The sequence below is a fragment of the Shimia sp. R9_3 genome, from assembly GCF_017743755.1.
In the GTDB taxonomy this organism is placed as follows: Bacteria; Pseudomonadota; Alphaproteobacteria; order Rhodobacterales; family Rhodobacteraceae; genus Shimia.
In genome coordinates this window covers 405131-429256 of record NZ_JAGHRP010000004.1, presented here as the reverse complement: position 1 = coordinate 429256, position 24126 = coordinate 405131, and the positions used below count along the sequence as shown (strand labels likewise).

General features: G+C 54.8%; 13 protein-coding genes and 1 pseudogene. 10 read left to right on the top strand and 4 right to left on the bottom strand.

The features are described 5' to 3' along the window. Positions 1–4 precede the first annotated feature (4 nt). From J7412_RS13350 to J7412_RS13335, 4 genes are read right to left on the bottom strand one after another with little or no spacing between them, the layout of a single operon-like run. The gene (locus tag J7412_RS13350) at positions 5–1300 is read right to left on the bottom strand and encodes a TRAP transporter large permease (RefSeq protein ID WP_209079077.1); all 1296 of its coding nucleotides are present in this window, start codon (positions 1298–1300) and stop codon (positions 5–7) included. Continuing rightward, entirely contained in the window at positions 1297–1887 is a 591-nt protein-coding gene (locus tag J7412_RS13345) for a TRAP transporter small permease subunit (RefSeq protein WP_209079076.1), read from the bottom strand. Before J7412_RS13345 ends, J7412_RS13350 begins: the two co-directional genes overlap by 4 nt. Positions 1888–1914: 27 nt before the next feature. Continuing rightward, positions 1915–2922: a TRAP transporter substrate-binding protein DctP gene (gene dctP, locus J7412_RS13340; RefSeq protein WP_209079075.1), complete on the bottom strand. Its 1008-nt coding sequence runs from the start codon at positions 2920–2922 to the stop codon at positions 1915–1917. Between the two features lie 60 nt (positions 2923–2982). Further along, positions 2983–4101, bottom strand: a complete 1119-nt coding sequence (locus J7412_RS13335; protein WP_209079074.1) for a Gfo/Idh/MocA family oxidoreductase — start codon at positions 4099–4101, stop codon at positions 2983–2985. A gap of 194 nt (positions 4102–4295) precedes the next feature. Here J7412_RS13335 and J7412_RS13330 point away from each other — a divergent pair, with 194 nt between their 5' ends. The 10 genes and pseudogenes from J7412_RS13330 (at position 4296) to J7412_RS13285 (ending at position 24101) form a co-directional block, all read left to right on the top strand. Further along, positions 4296–4949 (top strand): GntR family transcriptional regulator, encoded by a 654-nt coding sequence (locus tag J7412_RS13330; RefSeq protein ID WP_209079073.1) that lies wholly within the window; start codon positions 4296–4298, stop codon positions 4947–4949. 218 nt (positions 4950–5167) lie between these two features. Then, positions 5168–5425 (top strand): annotated as a pseudogene (locus tag J7412_RS13325) (transposase); the annotation flags it as partial. Positions 5426–5889: 464 nt separating this feature from the next. After that, complete coding sequence (locus J7412_RS13320; protein WP_209079072.1) at positions 5890–7368, top strand: hypothetical protein; 1479 nt, start codon at positions 5890–5892, stop codon at positions 7366–7368. Further along, complete coding sequence (locus J7412_RS13315) at positions 7365–9326, top strand: ATP-binding cassette domain-containing protein (RefSeq protein ID WP_209079071.1); 1962 nt, start codon at positions 7365–7367, stop codon at positions 9324–9326. The genes J7412_RS13320 and J7412_RS13315 overlap by 4 nt, the downstream gene beginning before the upstream one ends. Next, positions 9323–10624 carry an HlyD family type I secretion periplasmic adaptor subunit gene (locus tag J7412_RS13310; RefSeq protein ID WP_209079070.1) on the top strand — a complete coding sequence of 434 codons (1302 nt, stop codon included), beginning with the start codon at positions 9323–9325 and terminating at the stop codon, positions 10622–10624. The genes J7412_RS13315 and J7412_RS13310 overlap by 4 nt, the downstream gene beginning before the upstream one ends. Before the next feature lie 23 nt (positions 10625–10647). Then, positions 10648–19368 (top strand): VCBS domain-containing protein, encoded by an 8721-nt coding sequence (locus J7412_RS13305; protein WP_209079069.1) that lies wholly within the window; start codon positions 10648–10650, stop codon positions 19366–19368. A gap of 55 nt (positions 19369–19423) precedes the next feature. Beyond that, positions 19424–19939, top strand: a complete 516-nt coding sequence (locus J7412_RS13300; RefSeq protein ID WP_209079068.1) for a DUF805 domain-containing protein — start codon at positions 19424–19426, stop codon at positions 19937–19939. 65 nt (positions 19940–20004) lie between these two features. After that, the gene (locus J7412_RS13295; RefSeq protein ID WP_209079067.1) at positions 20005–20772 is read left to right on the top strand and encodes a hypothetical protein; all 768 of its coding nucleotides are present in this window, start codon (positions 20005–20007) and stop codon (positions 20770–20772) included. 928 nt (positions 20773–21700) lie between these two features. Next, positions 21701–22723: an AraC family transcriptional regulator gene (locus J7412_RS13290; protein WP_209079066.1), complete on the top strand. Its 1023-nt coding sequence runs from the start codon at positions 21701–21703 to the stop codon at positions 22721–22723. Between the two features lie 172 nt (positions 22724–22895). Then, a complete protein-coding gene (locus J7412_RS13285; RefSeq protein WP_209079065.1) occupies positions 22896–24101 on the top strand; it encodes an acyl-CoA dehydrogenase family protein in 1206 nt (401 codons plus the stop codon). The last annotated feature ends 25 nt before the right edge of the window (positions 24102–24126 follow it).

The window sequence follows — 24126 nt, the reverse complement described above, 5'->3', positions numbered from 1 at the left end:
CGGATCACCCTTGATAGCCGAACAGTCGAGGCAGCCAGAGCACCAGATCAGGTGCAAAAAGCAGGACCAATAGCGCCCCGATCAAGACAGCTAGGAAGGCCCAGATTTCGGCAATGATCTCGCGCAGTGGAATGTCGGTGACGGCGTTGATGACAAAAAGAAGAATGCCATATGGCGGAGTGATCAAGCCGATCATAGAGTTGACCACGACAAGCACTCCAAAGTGTACGAGGTCAATGCCAAGTGCTTCGCAAGTCGGAATAAACAGGGGAACGATCACCAAGATGATGGTCGTGGCATCCAGAATGCAGCCCAGAACGAGGATCAGCAGGTTCACCATAATGAGGAACATGATCGGGCTAACATCCGCGCCTTCCAGCATTGCGGAAATAGATTGCGGAATTTGTTCCTGGATGACGATGAAGTTCAGGATGAAGGCGCCGCCGATGACCATTCCGACTGCTGCTGAAGAACGCGCACTGTCGATAAACACCTGAAACAGGCCGCGCAGTGTTAGGGCGCGATAGAAAAATGCGGCCAATAGGAGCGCATAGAAAGCTGCGACAGCGGCGGCTTCTGTAGGTGTGGTTACACCGCCGTAGATGCCGTAGAGAAGTATTGCTGGCATCAGCAGGGCAGGGAAGGCATTGGCCGTCTTTCGCGGCAACTCTTTAAGAGGCACAGGCTCTTCAAGCGCAAAGTTGCGTTTGCTGGCGAGATAGTAGTTCATCGCCATCAGTACCGCCCCCATGATCAATCCCGGCAGGATACCCGCTAGAAACAAAGAACCGATGGAGGTTTTTGATACGAGCGCATAGAGCACCATGGGGATAGACGGAGGAATGATCGGGCCGATTGTCGCCGAGGCGGCCGTGATGGCTGCCGCATATCCACGGCGATAGCGATTGTCCTTGGTCATCATCTCGATGATGATTTTGCCTATGCCGGCAGCATCCGCCACGGCAGAGCCGGACATGCCCGAGAAAATCAGAGAAGCCACCACGTTCACATGGCCAAGCCCGCCTTTGAAACGGCCTACAGCTGCGACGCAAAAGTTCAGCAAGCGGCCCGTGATAGAGCCTGCATTCATGATGTTGGCTGCTACGATAAATAGGGGAACAGCCAGCAAAATAGTGCTGCGGTAAAATCCCTGCAGGATTTTCTCGCCCGCCAATGCTACGTCTAACCCTGCAACGCCAAGATAGACGATCGAGGCCAGCATGATCGAGTATCCGATGGGCGTTCCGATCCCTGCAAGCACAAAAAGTGTCAGCAGGCACGAAGCAAGTTCAAAGCTCATTTTGTAGTTCCCTGATCTTTGTCGTTATCTTCGTGCGGAACGTCCACACGCGGATGATCGTCCACAACGTTGTAGCCTACGACCAATTCAAGTTCGGTTTTTGGAGGCCCGTTGCGCAAAATGTCGAACACAAGCCATGCATAACGACCTGCAATAACTGCCATAAAGACGAGGTAGATTGAGAACACGTCGCGAAGCGGAATTTTGTTGCCGGTAAAGGGGTTTCGCACCGTGGAGGTTTTGCGGATTTTCATCCAGTCGATGTAGTCCCAAGTCGGCAGGAAGCTGTAGAGCACGCCTGCGACCACAGCGAGAGATCCAATGATCGCAAACACCATGCGCACTTTTGTGGGAACCGAGAGATAGATAATGTCGAATTTGACGTGATCACGCTCGTGAACCACAAACGCACAGCTGAAAAAGATCACCCAAACCCAGAGAATACCAATCAGTTCTAGGGTCCAGCCGGCAGGGGTAAAGAAGTATCGCAAAATGATTTGCAGAAGAAAGATTATGAAGATTGCCGCCAGCATGCCGCCGGCAATCGCTTCTGAAAGTCGGGAGACCCCCCTGATCAGCTTTCTCATGAGTGTCCTCCCTCGAATATGTTGGGCTTAGTTGCCTAAGGCGTTGATTTTATCCAGAACGCCTTCTGGCCAGGACGCAGCGAACTCACTGTCTAGGTACATGGACTGCACCTGGTTGCGAAATGCGTCGAGATCGGGTTCGTAGATCGCCATACCTTGTTCCTTTAAGAAGCTGACAAGGTTTGCTTCTTTCTCCAATTGTTTTTGACGCCCTGATTCAGCGGCTGCATCTGCGGCCTTTTGAACGGTCGCTTGCTGGTCAGCTGTCAGGCCGTCCCAAACGGCTTTGGACATGGCGATGTAGTTCAGATCGACGAGGTGCGAGGTCAGAACAATCTGATTTGTGACCTCGTAGAACTTGGCGTCAACAACGGTTGGTAGCGGGTTGTCTTGACCATCCACCGCACCTGTTGAAAGTGCTGTATAGACTTCGGAAAACGCCATTGGCGTTGGCGCAGCACCAAGGGTTTTGCCAAGGAACTGCCACGCATCTGTGCCCGGCATGCGGAGATTGACGCCAGCCAAATCGGCCGGCGTCGTCACCGTCAGTTCATCTTTAGTCTGGCGCAGGTTCACTTGGCGACGCCCCAGGTACATGACCGACAGCAGTTTGACGCCCAGTTCTTCTTCTGCCGTCTTTTTGAAAGGGTCCATCAGAGGGTCGTTAAACACGGCCACTTGGTGCGCGGCATCTTGATGGACATATCCGGTCGCAAAGATGGAGAACTCGGGGAAGAACTGTGCCAGCTCCTGTGCTGACGCGATAGACATTTCCAAGTTGCCACGGCTGATGGCGTCAAGCTCAGTACCTTGGGCAAAGATTGTGCCGTTGTAGCTTGGCTCATAGTCAGCAAAATCAGCAACCATCGGCGCAAAGACTTCGGCCATGGCCACGGAACGCTGATCGGTTTCAGAGCCTGATGTTGCCAGGCGGAGCTTCACCTTGTCTGCTGCAAGCGCGCTGCCTGCGGCGCCAAAGGCGAGGCCGGTGGCCATGAGCACCGAGAGCGCAGTTCTGCGTGTGAATTTGGTCATCGTCTATTTCCTCCCTTAGACTGATACTCAATCTTCGATGTTGATCATTGGCTGATTTTATTATTTTTGCAATATTTTTTGCGAAATATCAGATATTTTAGGGGCGAGCGCGATCTCAGATTGCATGGAAGTCGGTTCTGCTATGGTGACTGACACTCCAGACGTGCAAGATTTTTGAATTGCTTCAATGACTTGCAGGGTTTTCAATCCCTCCCATCCCGACACCAATGGTGATGCTTCTTTCCTTGCCACCTTCACAAAATGCGCGATCTGATTGACCAAAGGGTCCGAGGCAGCGGTCATCAAGGATGTGGCAGAAATTGGTGTCCACCAGTCTCTTTGCCCCTCTTCGTGAGACCAAAGGCGGAGATCTGGTATGGAGATCGATCCGTGTGAACCACCTATGAGATAGCTACTTTCTTGAGTTGTGGGATATATTGGGTATTCGCCAGACGTAAGTTCCCAACTCCATGGGGATACAATGCTGTCTGACACACTAATTGTGGCGATTGCGCCATTTTGAAAAGTCATGACGGCAGCGGCGACATCTTCGTTATCGAAGCCGCGCAGTGATGGTTGGGCATAGGCGTGCACCTGAATAATCTCGCCTGCCAAGTACCGCATGAGATCAATGTCGTGTACGAGGTTGACAGAAATCGGGCCGGCTCCCTTTTTCTTCCGCCATGGTGCCACATCGAAATACCCGTCGGGTTTGTAGAACCAGCAAGACCCTTGAATTCCGCGGATCTCTCCAATTTTGTTGGCATCAATAGCTTGTTTGGCCGCCGCAATCAGCGGATTATGGCGGCGATGATGCCCGACGAGCAACGGTACATCTGAAACTTCTGCAGCGTGAACCAATTTCAGAGCGGACGCTGCATCGACGGCGATGGGCTTTTCCACAAGCAAAGGGCAGCCATAAGCAACGCAAGTGAGACCTTGCTCGATATGAAGTGGCGTTGGAGTAGCAAGAATGACTCCGTTAGGGCTAACAGTTTGCAACATCTGACTGAGATCGGAGAAGTATGGGGCGCCTATTTTGGCCGCATAGGTCTCCCCCTCGGGGGTTTGGTCTACCACTGCCGTCAAGGAAACATTTTGCAGGGATTGGATCGCATCGACATGTCTGCGGCCAACCAAGCCCACGCCAACCACGGCAATTTTAAACGGGTCTGACACCTAAGGTCCCTTCTGTTTTCCAGCATGACCAGTCGCATGGGGCGCGACTCACTCAATGTTAGGATCGTATGCGTGATCCTTGTGATTTTCAATAATATCTGATATTTTAAAATTCATATGGTGTAAAGCGTGATTGCTGATGCCGCGCCTGACTGTTATTTGTTGGATAAATTTTCGGATATTGAGCAGACCACATGGCAAAGCAGCCTTCCACGATTGGTGCCAGCACCTACCAACAAATCAAGCGTGACATCATCTTTGGTGAGCTTGAACCTGGTGCCAAACTCAAGTTGGAAGCGCTGAGAAAACGTTATGAAGCGTCTCTGTCTACCTTGCGTGAAACTCTCAATCGGTTGGCGAGCGATGGGTTCGTTGAGGCTCCGGAACAAAGAGGCTTCCTTGTTAAGCCGGTCTCCAAGGAAGATTTAAAGGAAATTGCAGACCTGCGCGCGCTTATCGAGTGCCACGCACTTGAGCTCTCTGTGGAGAACGGCGACACCGAGTGGGAAGGCAACCTGGTTGCCGCGCATCACAAGTTACACTTGATGGAGAAAAAACTGCTCGGTGGGGATGAAACAGGAAAAGAGGATTGGAAACGGTACGATTTTGAATTCCACAAAGCCCTGATCAGCGCGTGCAATTCTGAGAACCTTATGTCCATCCATGAGATCGTTTTTGACAAGTACCTCAGGTACCAGATGCTTGTTCTTACTTACCGCGGGCAAGAAGCCGTCGATGAGCACAAGGCGATCTTCGATGCCGCCATCGCTCGAGATAGCAAAAGCGCGAACCGCATGCTTAGACAGCACATAAAAAAGGGGTTGGAACACTCGCTTGACGCGTTCTAGGGAGCGCTCACGTCGTAGCTATTTTTCGGTGCCTCCAACGCTTGAAAAACATATTTGCAGTTCTGCATCAAACGGGCCCACAAGCTCAAAGACCATTTGTAAACATCTTGGCTCTCCCGGCTACACGGGCAAATTTTGTTAAAAAACTGTTCCTTGATCGGTGCATGAGCTGCTGATTCAATTCTTCCAATTGGTGGGAGGATTGAGGCAGGAAGCCCATCGTCTCTGTCTACGAGTTTTCTCTGGAAGATCACGTGCCACAGGAGCATTTGCTGTGGTCAATTGTCCGGTATGTCGACCTGAGCGGCATTCGAACGTATCTCGCGGAATTCTATAGCCATACCGGTCGTCCTTCGATTGATCCCGAACTGCGAATTCGAATGCTGCTGTTCGGCTATGGCTTTGGCATTCGATCAGAACGTTTGCTGTGCGAAGAGGTGCATTTAAACTTGGTCTGTCTCTGGTTCTGCCGCCTATGAGAACTTTCGAAGTTTATCAATATCCTACCCCAATGCACAGATGTTCGACGCACGGATGTGAGACCGAGTATAGTCGGCAATCAAGTGTCACGTCCTAGATCGAACTACTGCATCCTTTGACGCGGCATTTTTGTCACCTCGAGTCCAAAGTAATTGTTTGTACAGCAGCGGTTCTCGCTGAATAGGACTGCTTTTCACACTAGCAGTATTTTCAATCAAGTTGAAAATCGCAATCTATCTTATCAATTAGCTTAGGTTGTTTTCTAGATTTACCACAAACAGTGAAAATCACTAATCGCGGAGTTTTGGAGGTTTTCTTAATGTTGTTGATTCCTTCAAAGGCAGAGAACCGAAAGAAATACCAAAGTGCGCCGCGCGTGCTTTAAAGACATGTCATTGGGCTATGCGGATATCCTTCTGCGCTGTTGACCATTTATATACTTATGGTTGAGAGTGATGGCATGTACTTTAAGTTGGCTGTGTTTTCGACCGCGATAAATATTCTGGCGCTGATCATGCCTTTGGCGCTTTTGCAGGTTTATGATCGCATCCTCCCGAACCAAAATTCTGGCACAGCTTTTGTGATTTTTTCGGCTGTTGCGATCGCTCTGCTACTGGGAGGTGTATTGCGTGCGGCGCGGGCACGCATGTTTTCTCACATCAGCGCAACCGCAGATCATCGAAATTGGATGCTGGTGTCTGATCGGTTGATGTCCCAACATGTCGAGTTTGAAACCGCGCAGCACCTCATGGATGGGCCAGCAAAGGCGAGGGACTTTGAAGCAGGCGAAGCAGCTGTCGGATTGTACGATGCGCCCTTTGTTCTAATTTTCATAGGGCTGATTTGGTTTCTCGGTGGGCAAGTTGTGCTTGTTCCATTGGGCATCATTTCTCTGGCTGCTGGAGTTGTTCTTTACACGCGCGCTCAAGGGGCAGCAGCACGCCAGCTGTTTGAGCGCAACAACAGGGAAATGAAACTCATCGTAACGCAGATCACCAACAGCACGGGGGGGGATTTGCGTTCTATTGCTGGTCAAATGGCACAGATGAGCACGCTTTTGAGGCGCCGCGCCCAAGCTCTTTTGGGGGTGGAAGCGGCGTCCGCGCGTCAGCTTGATCTGATGCAAGTTGCCGGTCTGGCAACAACGGTTTTGATTGTGGGCTTTGGCGCCGCTGTTGTGCTGAATGGGCATATGACCACAGGCGGCCTGGCAGCTTGTACCCTTCTCGGAAGCCGCGCCGCCAGTCAGGGAATTGGGGCGGTTTTGGCACTGACGCGCCGCGCCGACACTCAGACAGCCAACAGATTGATGCGCAGCCTTGACAAAGCGGATGCAAGCGAAGCTCCACCCACCGATTGCATGCGAGTGCTGTCGCGCTTTTTTTCTGAGGAGGAGATCAGCATAGGTGACGTGATCTTGATCAAAGGCGACGAAACCAAGAAGGAAGCAAGGGTTCTGCAGTCTTTGGTTACGGCTTTGTGGGGATCTGGCGCACACAGGACGGATGCTGTGCTGGTTCCAGCGCGGCCAGAATTTGTGCGTGGGACATTGCTCGAAAATCTGTCGGGCTTTGAAAAGGAGCGTGCGCAAGACGCTTTGGCCCTGTCGATTGCCCTTGGCTTGGATGTGCTGATCGGACGTTTGGCACAAGGCTATGAAACGAATGTCAGCCGCACGAAAAACGGCGGATTGTCTCATGGCGCGGTAAAACGTGCGATGATTGTTCAAGCGCTTGTGGCGCGCCCTCGGTTGCTGTTGTTGGAGCGCCCCGCTGCGGGGCTGGATTTGGATGGCCGCAAGCGGCTTGCATCGGTTCTGAACGAACAAGCGCAGGACATTACTGTGGTGATGACAACAACAGAGGCAGCCCTTTCCGAGATTGTCACAAAGCGTATTCGCGCCCCTGCAATCGCTTTGCAAAACGAGGCCGGCAAATGAGTGATGCACCTAAAAAAGTACATGACTTTCTTGTTGCGTTGCTTGCTGGTCTGGGGCGCGCAATTTCAAAGCCGGTGGCGCTAAGTGCCTGCCACGGCTATCGCATCAGCGAAGACCTGGATGATCTGGCGGAGGTTGTGTCGCTTTTGGGGCTGTCAGCGAGCGTTGTGCAAAAATTGCCTGCTGGCTGGCGCGATTGCCGTGATGGGGCGTTGGTGTGTTTGCGTGATGGGGAGCTCTACGCCCAACTGCGCACGGATGGACTTTTAGAGAACGTGTCGACTGTTGGGGAGGCAGAGCATTACGTTCTCAAACCCAATGAACGCGTTTTGCACATTGAGGCTGTAACCGCCAAAAATGCTGCTGCGATAACCTATCTTTCTTTGGCTGCGCGGGCACGGCGGGTTGTCCAGCACGGCATATGGCAGTCACTTGCCATAAATCTGTGCGCCCTCACGGTGCCGTTTTTCACGATGGCTGTATATGATCGCGTTCTGGGCGGCGCAGCGGTGTCAAGCCTGCCGGCATTGCTCAGTGGTGCCGTATTGGTTTTGGGCATCTTGCTGGTTCTGCGGCGTATTCGTGCGTCTATGTTGGCGTCTGAGCATGCGCGTTTCGGGGCAACTGTGAGTAATGCGGTGGCGCACAGGATGTTTCGGCAACCGTATCTGATGCAAAACAAGCTTGATGCGGAAACAGCAGTGGCAAAATTGCGCCAATGTGAACGGACCGCTGATCTTTTTGCGAGCAAAAACACGGTGGCGATTTATGATGCGCCGTTCATCCTGTTGACGCTCATTGCTTTGGTGGTTGTTGGCGGTGGATTGGCAGTCATTCCAGCAATTTACCTTGTTCTCTTTCTGTTGCTCGGCGTTTTGCTGGGGTGGACACAGGCGACGTCAGACCCGATTCAGGCTGATTTGACAAAACGGCACAAGGCCATGCTGTCTGACTTGCCATTTGCCAACAGCGTCAGAACCCGGGGGGTGTCCAAACAATGGATGGCCCGCTTTGATCAGTTGAGCCGCGCATCAGCACGTGTGACACATGCAGCGCATCAGAAACCGGCGCTTGTGCACAGTGTGGGCAACGCGCTTGGCTCTGGGACGGCGCTTGCCACACTCGTCGTGGGATTGGATCTTGCTTTGCGTGGGCTGATTTCACCGGGAACGCTCATTGGAACGATGCTGCTGACCTGGAGGATCACCGGTCCGGCGCAAGGGGTGTTTTTGGCCATTCCCAGATTGCGTGCCCTGAAGGACGCGTGGCGGCAATTGAAATCCACATTGGATCTGCAAGTTATCCATGCCGTGAGCCACGCACAGGACAACGCGCCTGAGGCGCCGGTAGATATCAAAGCGGAAGGTCTGTTTGTACGCTATGCGGCCGGTGCTGATCCAGCCCTCACCGGCGCAAGCTTTGAGATTCCAGCTGGTATAGTGGTTGCCGTGATAGGCCCTAATGGGTCTGGCAAGTCCACTCTTTTGCGGGTGTTGTCGGGGGCCTTGGCCACGCAGTCCGGTCGCTTAATGCTTGGCGGTCGTTCAATTTCCCACTTCAACCCAGACAGTTTGTCGGAGCAATTTGTATTTTTGCCGTCCGATCCGCGACAAAACCCAGATGTGCCACCGGCGTTTAAAGACGCCATGACATTGGATCAAGTCGCAGCAGAGGACGCTGCCTGGTCGGCCGCGACCGCCAGAAAGGCTCCTGTTTATCTGTTGGATGATCCGCTTTCGGTTGCCGGAGACGATGCCAGAGCCCAGCTGGCAGATTTCATGGCACGCAAGCGCGGCGCGGCGACTGTCGTGATCGCCACCCATGATGCGGCTTTGGTGCCTTTGGCAGACATGGCCATTGTTCTAGATCGGGGCACGCTTGTTTATGCGGGGCCGATCCAACAGCAGGGAAACCTTGACGCGCCTCTAAGTGATGTTGCCGAGGAGACGACACCATGAATGACAAGAAAGCCTTGGAACCTTTTCGTATCGATGAAAGCCCCACCGCCAAGTGGATCACGCGCGCGGCGTGGGCGACCGTGGTGGGATTGGTTGCTGTTGTTGGCTGGTCCGTGACAGCAAAGATCGATGAAGTGGCTAAGGCACCGGGCGCGGTGGAGCCAATTGCGATGGTTCAGCGTGTGGAAAGCCGGCATGGTGGACAGGTCGAAGAGGTTTTGGTGCGCGCGGGTGAGATGGTGGCGAAAGGCGACGTTCTGGTTACAATGAACCGCACCGAGGCGCAGAGCGCTCTTTCTGCAACTGACGCACGTATTGCCGGACTTTCCTTGGAAGTTGAACGTTTGACATCATTTGTGGAAAAGCGGGCGCCTGATTTTTCGGCTTATGCCAAGGCTTATCCAGCATTGGTCGCGTTTGAGACCGCAGCCATCCAAACCCAAGAGAATTTCTTGTCGGCTGAGCGCAGCGTTCTGGAAGCGCAAATCAAAGCAAAGCGCGCCGAATTAGATGCCATTAGAGAGCAGCGGCCAGAGCTAGAGCGCCAGATTTCTGTGGCGCAAGAAGAACGCACAATCGAGGAAGACTTGGTAGAGCGTGGTCTGTCTGCGCGCGCGCGCATGGTTGAGCTGATTGAGCGGGAGGCGCAGTACCGTTTCGATCTTTCCCGATTGGCGGGACGAGAAACCATAACAGAGGCGGCAATCGTTGAACTGCAGTCCTCAATTGAACGGGTTGATTTGGACCAGAGTTCGACGGCGCGAAATCGCATTGTTGATGCGGTCGCAGAGCGCCGCGCTCTTATGGCCGAGGCTCAGGCCCTGCGCGCACGTGTTGCGGAAGCGGAAGTGACGGCCCCTTTGGCGGGCCTTGTTCAAACACTTCCTGACGAAAGTTCCGGAGATGTGATTGAGGCCGGCGGCATAGTTGCGGCCATTGTGCCTGCAGAGGGCGGTGTGCGTTTCTCCGGGCGTTTATCACCGCGCGATGTTGCCTTCGTGAATGTGGGGCAAGAGGTGCGCGTAAAAATTGAGAGTTTCGATTTCAGTCGCTACGGTTCTTTGGTTGGGGTGGTCGAAGAAGTGTCGCCAACCACACTCTTTGATGACCGCGGACAGGCTTTCTACGAGGTGCTTGTCGCTTTGCCACGAGACTTCTTTCGCGCTCCAGAAGACCAGCTCTCGCTTTTACCCGGAATGACCGGTGAGGCCGATATCGTCACAGGCTCAAAAACGGTGTTCCAGTATGTCTGGAAGCCAGTGTTTACCAATCTTGATCTCGCGCTGACTGAACGTTGAGGTACTGAATTCACGAGGTTTCCATGTCCGATTTACCTTCGAAAGACGACCCCAAAGCCCAAAAGCCGTCACTCCGAGAGGGACTGTCAGAGGAGGGATTTGGATGGGTTGTGTTCGATCCGATAGACATGGGCCCAGAAACAGAACGCTCCAGCCAAGGGGGCGAAGCGGATCCAGCTCTGCCAAGCGGTCGGACAGATGGCCGAAGCTTTCAAATCCCTATAAGCGCGATCAATGAGCTCTCCGGGCAAGATCCGGAAGATCTGCCTATGCAAGGCGCCGCGCGCGCCGTAGTGCCTCCGGTGGCACCCACGCAGGTTTCCGATCTTTTGAACGTACTGCCCGGCGCGCAGCATATGCCCGGCGCGGAAGGTCAGCTCGGCACCTTGCGGATCCCCTTGGCCTCGCTTGGGGATAGTGTCGGCCACACTGTCGAAATAGCGCCCCAAATGAGGGGCGAGCCAACCGGCGGGCAGGTTCCCACTCAGGCCCAGTCAACACAGCTTGCGTTTGCAGGCCATCCCAATGGCCCCGCTGTTGTAGCCATGACGGCGACGGGCTTTGAAGACCGCCCTCTGAAGCTGATGGTATCAGCTGTGGATGGTGGGGCCCACTCAAACAGCGTTACGACGCATTTTCATGGACTGCCACCGGGGGCCACGCTTTCGGCGGGGCACCCTGATCCAACCGGAGGATGGGTTGTTCCTGCGGGGACACCACTCACGGGCATCCAACTCATTCCAGCGGCCAATTGGTTTGGCAGCGGCGCAATTGGCATAACCGTAACACAGCCCGATGGACAAACTGCAACCGCACTGCTGCCCTTTAACATTGTGAACACCCCGGATGCAGCGGTGGTTTCTGGTCTCTCAAAAGGGGCGGCAACAGAGGATCTGCAGCAAACCGCCTCAGGCAAACTCTCGGTTTCGGATCCTGACCCCGGTGAAGCGGCGTTTGCGCCGACAAGTGAACACGGCAAGCTTGGGACACTTGAAATTGAGAGCTCCGGCGCTTGGAAATACACTCTCGACAACAGCAAAACCGAAGTGCAGGCGCTATTGGCCAAAGACCGCGTCACAGAAACTTTTGTCGTCCGCACAATCGATGGCACCTCATGCCCTATTACGATCACTGTTGCGGGCACTGATGACCGCGCGGTTATTTCCGGTACGGCAGTGGGCGCGGTCACCGAGGACAAAACCCAATCCACGGGTGGCAAGCTGGACGTGACCGATCCAGATGCGGGACAGGCGGGTTTTGTACCTCAGACCGGGGTGCAAGGTGCCCATGGCAGCTTCACAGTGGCCCCTGACGGGACCTGGAGCTACACGCTGGACAACAGCCAGCCGGCAGTTCAGGGGCTGAAATCAGGCGAGCAGATCACCGACAGGCTGACGGTTTCGACCATTGATGGCACCACTCGCGAAATCGTTGTCACCATCAATGGCACCGATGACCGTGCCGTTATTTCCGGCACGGGAGGGGGCGCTGTTACCGAGGATCACAACGTCAGCAGCGGCCAACTCGTTGTCAACGGGGCCTTGTTAATCATTGATCCGGACAAGGGAGACGACCATTTTGTCAGCACACCACAAACGGACAGCCTGGGCGGCACCTTTGGCATCGGGCCATCTGGCGCTTGGACCTACGCCATAGACAACGGCGCGCCGGATGTGCAACGGCTCGGCGCCGGTCAGAGCATCACAACCGCGTTCACTGTGACATCGGCCGACGGCACCACGCATCAGATCCATATCACAATCCGTGGCACCAATGATGCGCCTGTTCTGAGTGCAGCAACGGCCTCTGCGACAGAGGATGGGGCCGCGGTGACGGGGCAAATGTCAGCCACAGATTTGGATGCGGGCGACAGCTTGACCTATGCACTCGGTCAAGCGGCCCCTGCGGGCTTTACGCTCAACGCAGATGGCAGTTGGCATTTTGATCCCACAGACGCGGCCTACCAGCATCTTGCGGCGGGGCAGAGCGAACAGATCATCATCCCGGTCACCGTCACCGATGGCAGCGCCATAGACACTCAAAATCTTGTGATCACCGTCAAAGGCACCAATGATGCTGCAACCTTTGGCGGCGTGTCCACAGGCGGCGTCACGGAAGATAAATCTGCCACCGCCAGCGGATCGCTGAGTGTTACGGATCCGGACACCGGCGAATCCCAAATTGTCGCACAGTCTCGGATCGGCGGATTTGGTGCCTTCACGATCTCTGCAGACGGCAGCTGGACCTATCAGTTGGACAATGCCGCCCCCAGCGTTCAGGGACTGAAGGCTGGAGAGACCGTGACCGACCGGTTCTGGGTCAATAGCTTAGACGGCTCTGCCCACCACGCGGTTGAGATCACAGTGCATGGGACAAATGATGCGCCTGTGCTTGCCGCTGCTAGTGCAAGCGCGACGGAAGACGGCCACTCGATCACCGGACAGATGAACGCAACCGACGTGGACGTCGGGGACAACATGCGCTTTTCAATGGCGCAGCCCGTCGCTGGTTTTGTGATGGATCGCAATGGCGCATGGCACTTTGACCCGACAGACGCGACCTACCAGCATCTCGCGGTTGGCGCGACCGAACAGATCACCATCCCGGTCATCGTCACCGATGGCACCGCCACAGACACCCAAAGCCTTGTGATCACTGTCACAGGCACCAATGACGGTCCGGCTGTGAGCGGTCCGGTCGCGCTTCCGGGGGGCACAGAAGACAAGGCGGTTCTGATCTCGGCGGCACAGTTGCTGGAACATGCGACGGATGTCGACACGGGCGATCATCTCTCAGTGACCAGCCTAACAGTCAGCCACGGATCAATCACGGGCGATGCGGCTCATGGCTTCACCTTCACGCCCCCCGCCAACTACAACGGTCCAGTCAGCCTGAGCTACACCGTCACCGACGGACATGGTGGTTCTGTGGCGCAGACCGCCTCGCTCAATCTGGCTGCTGTTGGGGACGCTGCCGTGATCGGTGGTGTGGATACGGGGGATGTCACTGAGGACAAGGCTGGCGTCGATAAATCCCCGGATCAACACCAACCTGGTATCGGTGTGATCGGTACGGAGACTTTGAATGCCAGCGGGAAACTCACAATCATTGACCCAGACCAAAGCGAAGCCGTCTTTGACACTCATGGACTTGGCTACACGTACCACGGCACCTATGGCGATTTGAATCTGCGTGCGAACGGTGAATGGTTCTATTCCGCTGACGCAGGCAATGCGCGCTTTTTTGATGGTCGCCCAACCACCCGCGGCACTGCGATTGACCAACTGGGTGAAGGCCAGACGCTCACCGACACAATCACCGTCTATTCCAAGGATGGCACGGCGCATGACATCACGATCACGATCCACGGCAGCAACGATGCCCCTTATTGCGAGTCCAAAGTCACGCTTGCGCCCGGTACCGAGGACACAGCGCAAACCCTGACCAAGGCGCAGCTCTTGGCCAACACGGTTGAGGTAGATGCCAATGATACAGGCAAGCTGTCCATTGCAGGACTGCGGGCTGATCACGGATCCATCCGGGACAATGGCGACGGCACCTATACGTTTACGCCTGCGCGAGACTACAACGGTGCGGTTCACTTCACCTACGATGTCAAAGATGCCCACGGCGGTGTCAACCATACTGGCGCCACCACAACACTTGCCGCCGTAAGCGACGCGGCAATCATCGGTGGTACAGACAGGGGGTCAGCAACAGAGGATCATGTCAAAGGGCGCATTGTGGTCAGTGGTTTGCTGACAGTGAGCGATCCCGACGGCCCATCCCAAGAGCACTTCCAGTACAGCCAGTTCGGAGAACATGCGATCTCCGATCCATTTGGCGGCAACCTGCATATCGATTCCAGTGGCAGCTGGAGTTACGTGACCGACAACAGCAATGCAGCGGTCCAGCAACTGGCCGCTGGTCAAGAGGGGCACGCAACCTATCGTGTGCGCTCTGCTGATGGCACCACGCATCAGATCCATATCACAATCCGTGGCACCAATGATGCGCCTGTTTTGAGTGCAGCGACGGCCTCTGCGACAGAGGATGGGGCCGCGGTGGCGGGGCAAATGTCGGCCACAGATGTGGATAGCGGTGACACGCTGACCTATTCTCTGGGACAGGCAGCCCCTGCGGGCTTTACGCTCAACGCCGATGGCAGTTGGCATTTTGACCCCACAGATGCGGCCTACCAGCATCTTGGGGCGGGCGCGACCGAACAGATCACCATCCCCGTCACGGTCGCCGATGGCACCGCGACGGACACAAAAAGCCTGGCGATTACCGTCACAGGCACGAATGACGGACCTGCCGTCACTGGCCCTGTCATGCTTCCGGGCGGCACGGAAGACAAGTCGGTTCCGATCACGGTAGCGCAGCTTTTGGCGCATGCGACAGATGTGGACACAGGGGATCAGCTCACCATCACAGGTCTCAGTGCGAGCCACGGCACGATTGCCGGGGATGCGGCCAACGGTTTCACCTTCACACCAGATGCCAATTACAACGGCCCAGTTAGCCTGAGTTACACCGTCAACGATGGCCAAGGCGGGGCGGTGGCGCAAACCGCAAGCCTGACACTCGCCGGTGACGGGGATCCCGCGATCATCACCGACGTCAAAATACCTTCGGTGACGGAGGATCGCGGCTACATCAACACCCATTACGAACTGCAGGTCTATGGCAAGCTGGACATCACGGATCCCGATCCCGGCGAAGCCTCGTTTGATCCCAATATTGGTTCGCAGACCTATCAGGGGATCGGGTATAACTCGCGCCTTGGCGGTCATATTCTGCTGCAGAGAGATGGTAATTTTATCTACTATATCGACAATCGTTTGCAGGTCATCCAGCAGCTCGGTGCGGGTCAGACCGCAACCGACACAACGACGATCCGAAGCCTTGACGGCACCACGCACGAGATTCAGATCACGATACATGGCACCAATGATGTGCCTGTCCTAAGCACTGCGACGGCCTCTGCGACGGAGGATGGATCCTCGGTCACGGGTCAAATGTCGGCGACGGATGTGGATAGTGGCGACACGTTGGCCTATTCACTCGGCCAGGCGGCACCTGCGGGGTTCACTCTGAATGCAGATGGTTCGTGGCACTTCGACCCGACAGACGCGGCCTACCAGCATCTTGCGGCTGGCGCGACCGAACAGGTCACAATTCCGGTCACCGTCACTGACGGCACCGCCACCGACACACAAAACCTCGTTATCACCGTGACAGGCACCAATGACGGAGCCGTTTATACAGGCGCAACGTCTGGCAGTGTGACAGAAGACAAGATCAGTTTTTCTGGCAAGCTTGAAACCCCATGGCACAATGTGGATATCACAGATCCCGATACGGGCGAGGGGCAAGTGGTCGCCATCGAAGTTGGTGGCGTGTTGCACCAGTTGCCAGCGAATTTTGCCTCTACCATAAAGGGCACTTATGGCGCATTCCACACCACGCATGGCACAGATGGACATGACAAGTGGATGTATTTCGCTGACAATGGGAACCCGACCATTCAGGGTTTGAAAGCGGGCGAAAACTTGGGTGAAACGGCCGTTCTTGTGACCCAAGATGGGACGCGGGTTCCTATATCGGTGACGATTCAAGGCCACGAAGACGGGGTTGTCATCGCTACGCCCCCCTCAAGCGCTGGTTGGTTGGGCGAAGTCGTTGAGGACAAAAAGGCGCAGGTGAGCGGACAGCTGCAGGCGCATGACATTGACGTGCATGACAGCGTGTCGTTCACACCGCAAACCACAACCAATACCTATGGCACCTTTACGGTGGACGCATCCGGGCATTGGGCTTTCGCTCTGAACAATAGTGCCGTGCAAAGCATGCGAGCAGGTCAGCGGCATGCAATGGGTTTTGATGTCGAAGCCGTGTCCAGCGACGGCTCGAAGGCAACCCAGCACATCGAGATTTTTGCGCGTGGCACCAATGATGCCCCGGTACTGAGTGCTTCGACAGCTTCCGCAACAGAGGGGGGGCAACGCGTCACAGGTCAGATGTCAGCGACGGATGTGGATACCGGCGACACGCTCCATTTCTCGATCACCCAGCCTGTGGACGGATTCTCGATAAGTGGAGATGGGTCGTGGCGTTTCGATCCCACAAATGCGGCCTATCAGACAATTCCAAACGGCCAAACACGCGATGTAACCATTACCGTTACTGTGACCGACAAAGCGGGCGCGACGGACACCCGCAATCTTGTCATAACGGTCACCGGCACCAATGGTTCAGCGCGGATTGCGGGCGTTGATACTGGCAACGTTACCGAAGATGTCGGTCTTGGGCATCACACAACGCTGGCCGCTATTTCCACTTCTGGCACCCTGACAATTACGGATCCAGATCCGGGAGAAGCGGAGTTCATTCCGCTGTCAGGCGCAGCCGGTGCGGGCCGTTACGGCAGCTTGCTGCTCGATGCGCAGGGGCATTGGACATATACCGCTGACAATACGCAGACGGCCATTCAGCAACTGACGCAGAGATCGGCGCCGTTGACTGACACGTTCACCGTGACGTCAAAGGACGGCACGCATCATACCGTGACGCTCTCTATCCATGGGACGAATGACGCCCCTATCGCGGTTTCTCAGCAAGGCGCCGTCACCGAAGGAGCACTCCAGAGCGGCCATTTGTCAGTTCTGGACGTTGACGCTGGTGATACGCACCAGTTTACAACAACAGCGACTGTGCCGGGATTTGTTCTGAACACGGACGGCAGCTATACATTTGATGCCAGCGTGGCCGATTATCAGGGGCTGAAGGCCGGTGAAGTACGGACCATAGATGTGCCTGTGACCATAACAGATCGTGGCGGCTTAACCGACAGCTTCACGTTCCATTGGGCGGTGACAGGCACAAATGACGCGCCCCGATTGACGGTCAGCGTGCCACAACTGAGCACCCCGGAAGACACGCCAATCACGATCCGTCTTTCGGATCTGCACTATAGCGACCCCGATGGCGATGCTTTGGATCACCTCACCATACTCGATGTTCCCTACGCATCGCAGGGCGTGTTGAAGCTCAACGGGGTGCAGGTTGCAGCGCATACGCAGATCAGTGCCGCTGATCTGAAGGCTGGGCATCTGGTTTTCCAACCTGCAACGGATGTGCATCGCACTGATACCTATTTCAGGTTTACAACCCATGATGGTCATACGGAGTCAAACCCGGCGAGGGCGCATATCAACATCACACCGGTGAACGATGCCCCCACAGTTTCTGCGCGCGATCTGGGCCAGACGGATGCGGGCCAAGATAAGACCTTCACGTCCGCGCAGCTTCTGTCGCTCGTGCAGGCTCAGGATGTGGATCACGACAGTTTGTCGGTTTCATCCGTGCGGATTGATCGACAATTTGGCACCTTCACGCACGACACCAGCGCAGATACCTGGACCTTTCACCCAGCTTCGGGCGTTCATCGTGCTGACATTCCCGTTTCCATTGGGGTCACGGATGGCATGGCAACGACGCAGGCGTCAGCCCAGATAGATGTCGTTCAAACCTACACTCCGCCAGATCTGGCTGTCAGTGTTGACGTTCGCCACGCAACACAGATTCCTGGAAGCGGATCCCAGACAGCCGGTGGTGGGCATGGGTCTGGGGGCTACAACGCCCACCTTGATCAGATGATGCACCAATTGCAGCACGACCACGGCGGTCGGGTGGTTTCCCATGTGCATGACGAAGTGAAAGGGTCTGAACATAACGATAGGGTCTTTATCTTCGCAAATATGGGCGGGGAAGAAATCAACATGGAGAAGGGGAGCGACTTCTTCTATCTGCGCGGAACCACGCACGAAAAGATCGAGGGCAAAGAAAACACCGATACGCTTGTTCTGGGCAGCTATGACAGTTCCCGACATGGACCTCATTCATGGCGTCACATCCCAGAAATCAAGGATGTCGAGAACATCATGACCAATGATGGTGTCTGGGTGAGAGGCGGGCCGCCGCATGGCTTTGACAGCAGGTATTTTCAAGCCGCCCCTCCGCCGCACTACGCCTACGATCTCGATGTTCGGATAACGAACCATGGTGCCGGCGGCAGCATTGTTGGCATTCGGATCAGCCATCTTGCTGCGGGCCTCAGCTTGCAGGATCACCTAGGGCAAGCGGTGCCGCAAAACCGTGATGGCAGCTACACAATTGATCCCGCCCATTCCGATGTCACCCTGATTTCGGATCATCACCTCAGCCAACAGCCCAGCTTTCAAACTGAAGTGACAACGCAAAACGCAGCGGTGGGTATTCAAACGGTTTCCACGCAACATCCCAATGGCCACGTGGATCACGTAGACAGCCCAATGTTGTCGCACGATGAACCCATGTCACCAGTCATGGAGAGCGTTTTTGTCGTTTTCGAAGACGATCAGGATACGTTTGCCGCTGCGCAGGATCAGTCGGACGTGTCCTTGCCCGATGCAGTAGATCCATATCTCGCCTCCGTTGGCCTACAAAACACGCCCACTGGACCTGATCACCCAGAAAATCTTGGGTCTGATCCGTATCTGGTGGCTGTTGGGATTGATGGCACCGCTTTGCCAACGCCTGAACTGACCGCCGTGGACCCGGACGTTTTGGAGTCGGGCGCCGTTGATCAGCTGGATGATGTGCTTGGACACGACGAGCCGGATCCACTTCAGGATATTCCGGATGTTTTCGATACAGAAGCCGACACAGGCGCTGACCCGGACGACACACAAAACGGATGAGGCTGCCACCCTTTCAAAAAGGGCGAGACCAGAACGAAACAATGGGAGACTTGAGATGAAGTTCACAGATGCCGTGAAAACCTGCTTTGGAAACTACCTCACCTTCTCCGGAAGAGCGCAACGCTCCGAATACTGGTGGTTCGTTCTCTTTGTGGTTCTGGTGAGTGTCATCTCTGCGATTTTGGACAGCTTTCTATTTGGTGTGGATGCTGAAACAGGAGAAGGGCGGCAAGTGATTACGCCCTTGGTCCAGTTGGGTGTCGCTTTGCCGATGCTGGCGGCTGGCTGGCGGCGTTTGCATGATACGGGGCGGCCAGGCTGGTATCTCTTGCTGCCCCTGGGTTTGAGTGTGGCGAGCGTGGTTCTGCTCATGAGTGGTGTCGCTGCGTTTTCTGTACTGGAGCAGAACGTGGAAAATGCAGATGCATTGCGCGGCCCAGCCGCTTTTTTGGGTGTGGGCGGGCTTGTCACCGTCTGGATACTGCAACTGGCCCTTTCGATTTTGATGATTTGGTGGCTCACCAGACCATCGCAAAAGGGAGAAAACGACTATGAGCCGTCGGTGACCTGAGCCCGGCATTGGGCTCGGCGCTCAATGCGCAGCCTAAATTCACAGTCACGAATGGGGAAACCGTTATGATGCGCACATCACTTATAGTAACCGCCTTGAGCGCCTTAACTGCGACAACACTGCATGCAGACTGGGCATTCAACGCGGCGCCCGCGCCTATGGCATTCTCTCAGGAAGAAACCGCAAGTGTGGAGCTACAGTGCGACCGCCTCCGATTTGTGCCGCCCAATTATCAGGACAGTCAAAAGATAAGCGACGCACAAGAGGTGAGCCTACAGGTTCTGAATGCGCAGGGCGAGGCTGATGCGGTGTTTCAAGTGGGGCCCGTGAATGCTACAATCCATATTGTTGACAACTACCCGGTTGAAATCGAGTTTGCGGCCTTCGATGATCTCTTGTTCGTGTGGGATCAGGTGGCCAAAGGTCAAAGGCTCGAGTTTTCAGAAATCGGCAGCGATCTCCGCTACGCCAGCTTCGACCTGTCTGGATCTGCAAAAGCCATTCAGTCGCTGAAGGAAATCTGTCCCATATCCGGTACCGCTATCGTTGACACAGGGTATGACAGCCATGCGACCTATTGTGGTGGAGGCGGCATCAAACGAGAAATAGCATTTGAAATGCTCGAGGAGCCGTCCTCTGAATGGGATGCGCTGATCACAGTGAACGACGCCACCACACGCGCCATGACGGCCTACAGCTATTTTGGAAACTCCAAGCCGCCAGCTCACTTCGTGGTTGCCTTGTTGGGGGAGGACAGGTCCGAGTTGTTGATTTTCGACAACGGCGCGACAAGTTGGGTTGAATACGGCGACTACAGGTATGACGAATGTTGATAGCCTTGACGAATAACTCACAAGCCCTTTCTTAGGTAGTTGAGAAAACATAAAGTTAATGGTTGGTGTCTGACGTCAGTGCCAATGGTATAGATTAGGGTGATCTGATAAGAGCGGATCTCTGGCACATGGTAACCACCAAGGTTTGGCGGGCTCTACTATTCTGTTCGCCTTGGAGGACGACGAGATTTCTGCGGTCCGATTTAGGGCAGCTGCGTCGCAGCATCAGGCTTCATAGTGAGTGTAACTTAGGGCCGAAAACAACCTTCCCCAAGGTAATGCTATTACTTCTTGTTGCAGTGCACGTTGATCGCATTCATCGTGCGCCCTTGTTCATTTGAAAGACTATTAGATTTCTCGATGTTCAAAATTTATCTTTTTAGAGCTCGACGAGCATTAGTAGTGGGTTCGATGCAAGCTGCATTTTCGGTGAAACGAAGCCGACTTTTTAGCTACCATTCTCGCGAGAGATCTCCGTTGAGCGCATTCTTTTTTTGTTGGGGGTATGTTTGGGGGTATTGAACGTTAGGTGTGAATTTTTGTATATTATTTACAGTGTGATAGCTTCATTTTTAGTGTCCGTGTGGGGTACCGCTCAATCTTCCATTTGCGTCCCATTTAGTCTGATAGTAACCTGTATTTGCGAGTCTTTTCTATTGGTCTTGTTTCATGTTGTCCTGCCACGTCGAGCCAAGTCTACCTCAATCGGGGGTATCTCTGGGGGACGTGCCGCGCAGCATTTTGGAAGATACCCCCATGACTGTTTTGAGCGATGCGAGGATTCGGGCAATCAAGTCCAAAGCCAGCCCCATCAAGCGCAAGGTTGATTTACCTTTCTGCCATCAGAGAATCTGGCGGTTCATGGCACTGTTGGGTCGTTAAGGATATTGGTTCTAGCCCTCGGTATTCGCTGCTACTGTCATCCACGATGACACGCGAACCAGAATCTTCATTTTCAACCGTTTCGAGCGGCTTCATTCTGGATTGGCTCGGGGCGCTGCAGGGGCTTTGTGAGCTGGGTCAATTTGCGTCGTTGCTTGCCCGGTCTGGCATTCCATGTGGCAACAAAGCCCCGTTGGAGCGGGTGACATTAGAGCAGATGGTGCGCCTTTACCAACTGGCGGCGGTGGAGACCGGAGATGAGATGATGGGGTTGTGGTCGCGTCCGATAAGGGCACGCGCCTTGCAGCATCTTTTGACATCGGTGCGTGAGTCGACCTCGCTATCTTCCGCTCTCTATCGCTTTTCGACATTCTGGAACCTGCTGCTTGATGATTACCAGTTTGAGCTGATCGATGCAGAAGGCAGCATAACGCTCTGTCTTCTGCCGCGGTCAGACACTCATGCGCAGCGTTTTGGTCATATGCTGATCCTCAAGCTGGCCCATGGAATCTTGTCCTGGTTGGCCAGGCGTGAAGTGGCCGTGGAGTGTGTGGAATTTGCGTTTGAGCGTCCTTCTTTTGAGGAGGATTATGCCGTTATCTTTCCTGCGCCGGTCACCTTCAGTGCGCCCGCCACGTCCATTCGCTTTTCCAAGGCCTCCCTCGGACCGGTCAATACACGCAGTACCGATGATCTTGATCGCTTCTTGGAAAACGCGCCGCGTGACTGGCTCTTTACGCGCTCACAGGAGCACAGGCAGTCTCTGCGTGTCCGTGCTTATCTGAATCAATCGGGGTGGCAAGACGCACATCTGGCAGGGGCTGCCAAGGCGCTCAATATGACGCCGCGCACGCTGATCCGCAAACTGGATGCGGATGGCACATCTTTTCAAGCCATCAAAGACGGCTTGCGCCGGGACATCGCCATTCGCCGCTTGCAAATCGGAGATGCAAGTATCGAAGCCATCGCTCAAGACGTTGGTTTTTCTTCGGCGGCGAGTTTCCACAAGGCGTTTCACAGATGGACGGGCGCGACGCCCAGTTCGTATCGGCAGCGGCATCTTTCCTAAGTAATTTTTTTGTCACTTTTGGACAATCGGTTGTCACCGTCCGAGATGGCATGAGGCTGGTGTAGCCTGTTATCTGGCTGTCATAGCACATCTTACTGCGTGAAACGAATTTTCTTCGCCGACTGAGTTTGGCGAAGTTGGATATTTGCGCGCTACAGAAAGGACCAAGCCCATGTCGTCTCATCTCGAAACCATTTTGGCCGCTGCACGCGATCATGCCAACGATGTCATCCTGCCCAATGTAGATGTTTGGAACACAAATAAGACCTGGCCTCGCGAAGCCTCTGACAAGGCTGGCGCGGCTGGCCTGACCGGCCTTTACGCTCCCAAAGAGTGGGGCGGTCAGGGTTTGCCGCTTTCAGAGGGCATTCAGGTGTATGAAAAATTGGGGCTGGGTGATGGCGCCTATGCCTTTGCGCTTTCTATGCACAACATTTGTACCTTCGCGGGCTGCGGATACGGGACCGACGCCTTTAAGGAGGGATGGGCGCGCGATCTGACTTCCGGTCGTAAGCTTGCGAATTTTGCGTTGACTGAGCCGCAGTCCGGATCTGATCCGATGAAGATGTACACCCGTGCCACCATCAATGATGACGGCACCTGGACAATCAACGGTGCCAAAGCCTGGGTGAGCCTGGCGACCGAGGCCGATATCTACTTTACGGTTGTCAAAACCTCCGATGATCCGGGCCATAAAGACATGGCGATGATCGCGATCCCGGCAGACGCACCCGGCATCAGCTTTGGTCCGAAGTATGACACACCGTCCTACAATTTCTTGCCGCTGGCCGAGATGTATTTTGACAATGTTGTGGTCAGCGAAGACAACATCATTCTGCCAATTGGCCAGGGCTTTCAGGGGTCATTGATGGCCATCGATATCGCACGGGTATCGATCGCTTCTGGATGCTGTGGTTTGATGCAGGCCGCGCTGGATACTGCGCTGTCCTATTCAAAGAACCGCAAGATGTTTGGCGGCAAAAACCTCGATCTTGACGGTATCCAATGGATGTTGGGCGAGGTGGCAACGGATCTCGAAGCCTCCAAACTGCTTTACCGCAAAGCTGCTGAAGCGCTCGGTACCCCCGAAGGGCCACTTATGGCGGCACATGCCAAACGGTTTGTGCCAGATGCCGCAGTAAAGGCTGCCAACACGTGCACTCAGGTTTTGGGGGGCATGGGGCTCTTGCAGCCGTATGGGCTGGATCGCCTATCACGTTTGGCGCAGATGCTGCGGATCGTTGACGGAACAACCGAGATCAGCCGCGTTGTGATTGGCCGTGCGCTTCAAAAACGTGCAGCTGGTTTGCCAGACCTTCCCGTGCCAAAGGGGTATGGCGAAACCGATGAGAACGATGCAAATATCGCGGCGGAATAGAACGCAATACTCACGGGGATTTAAG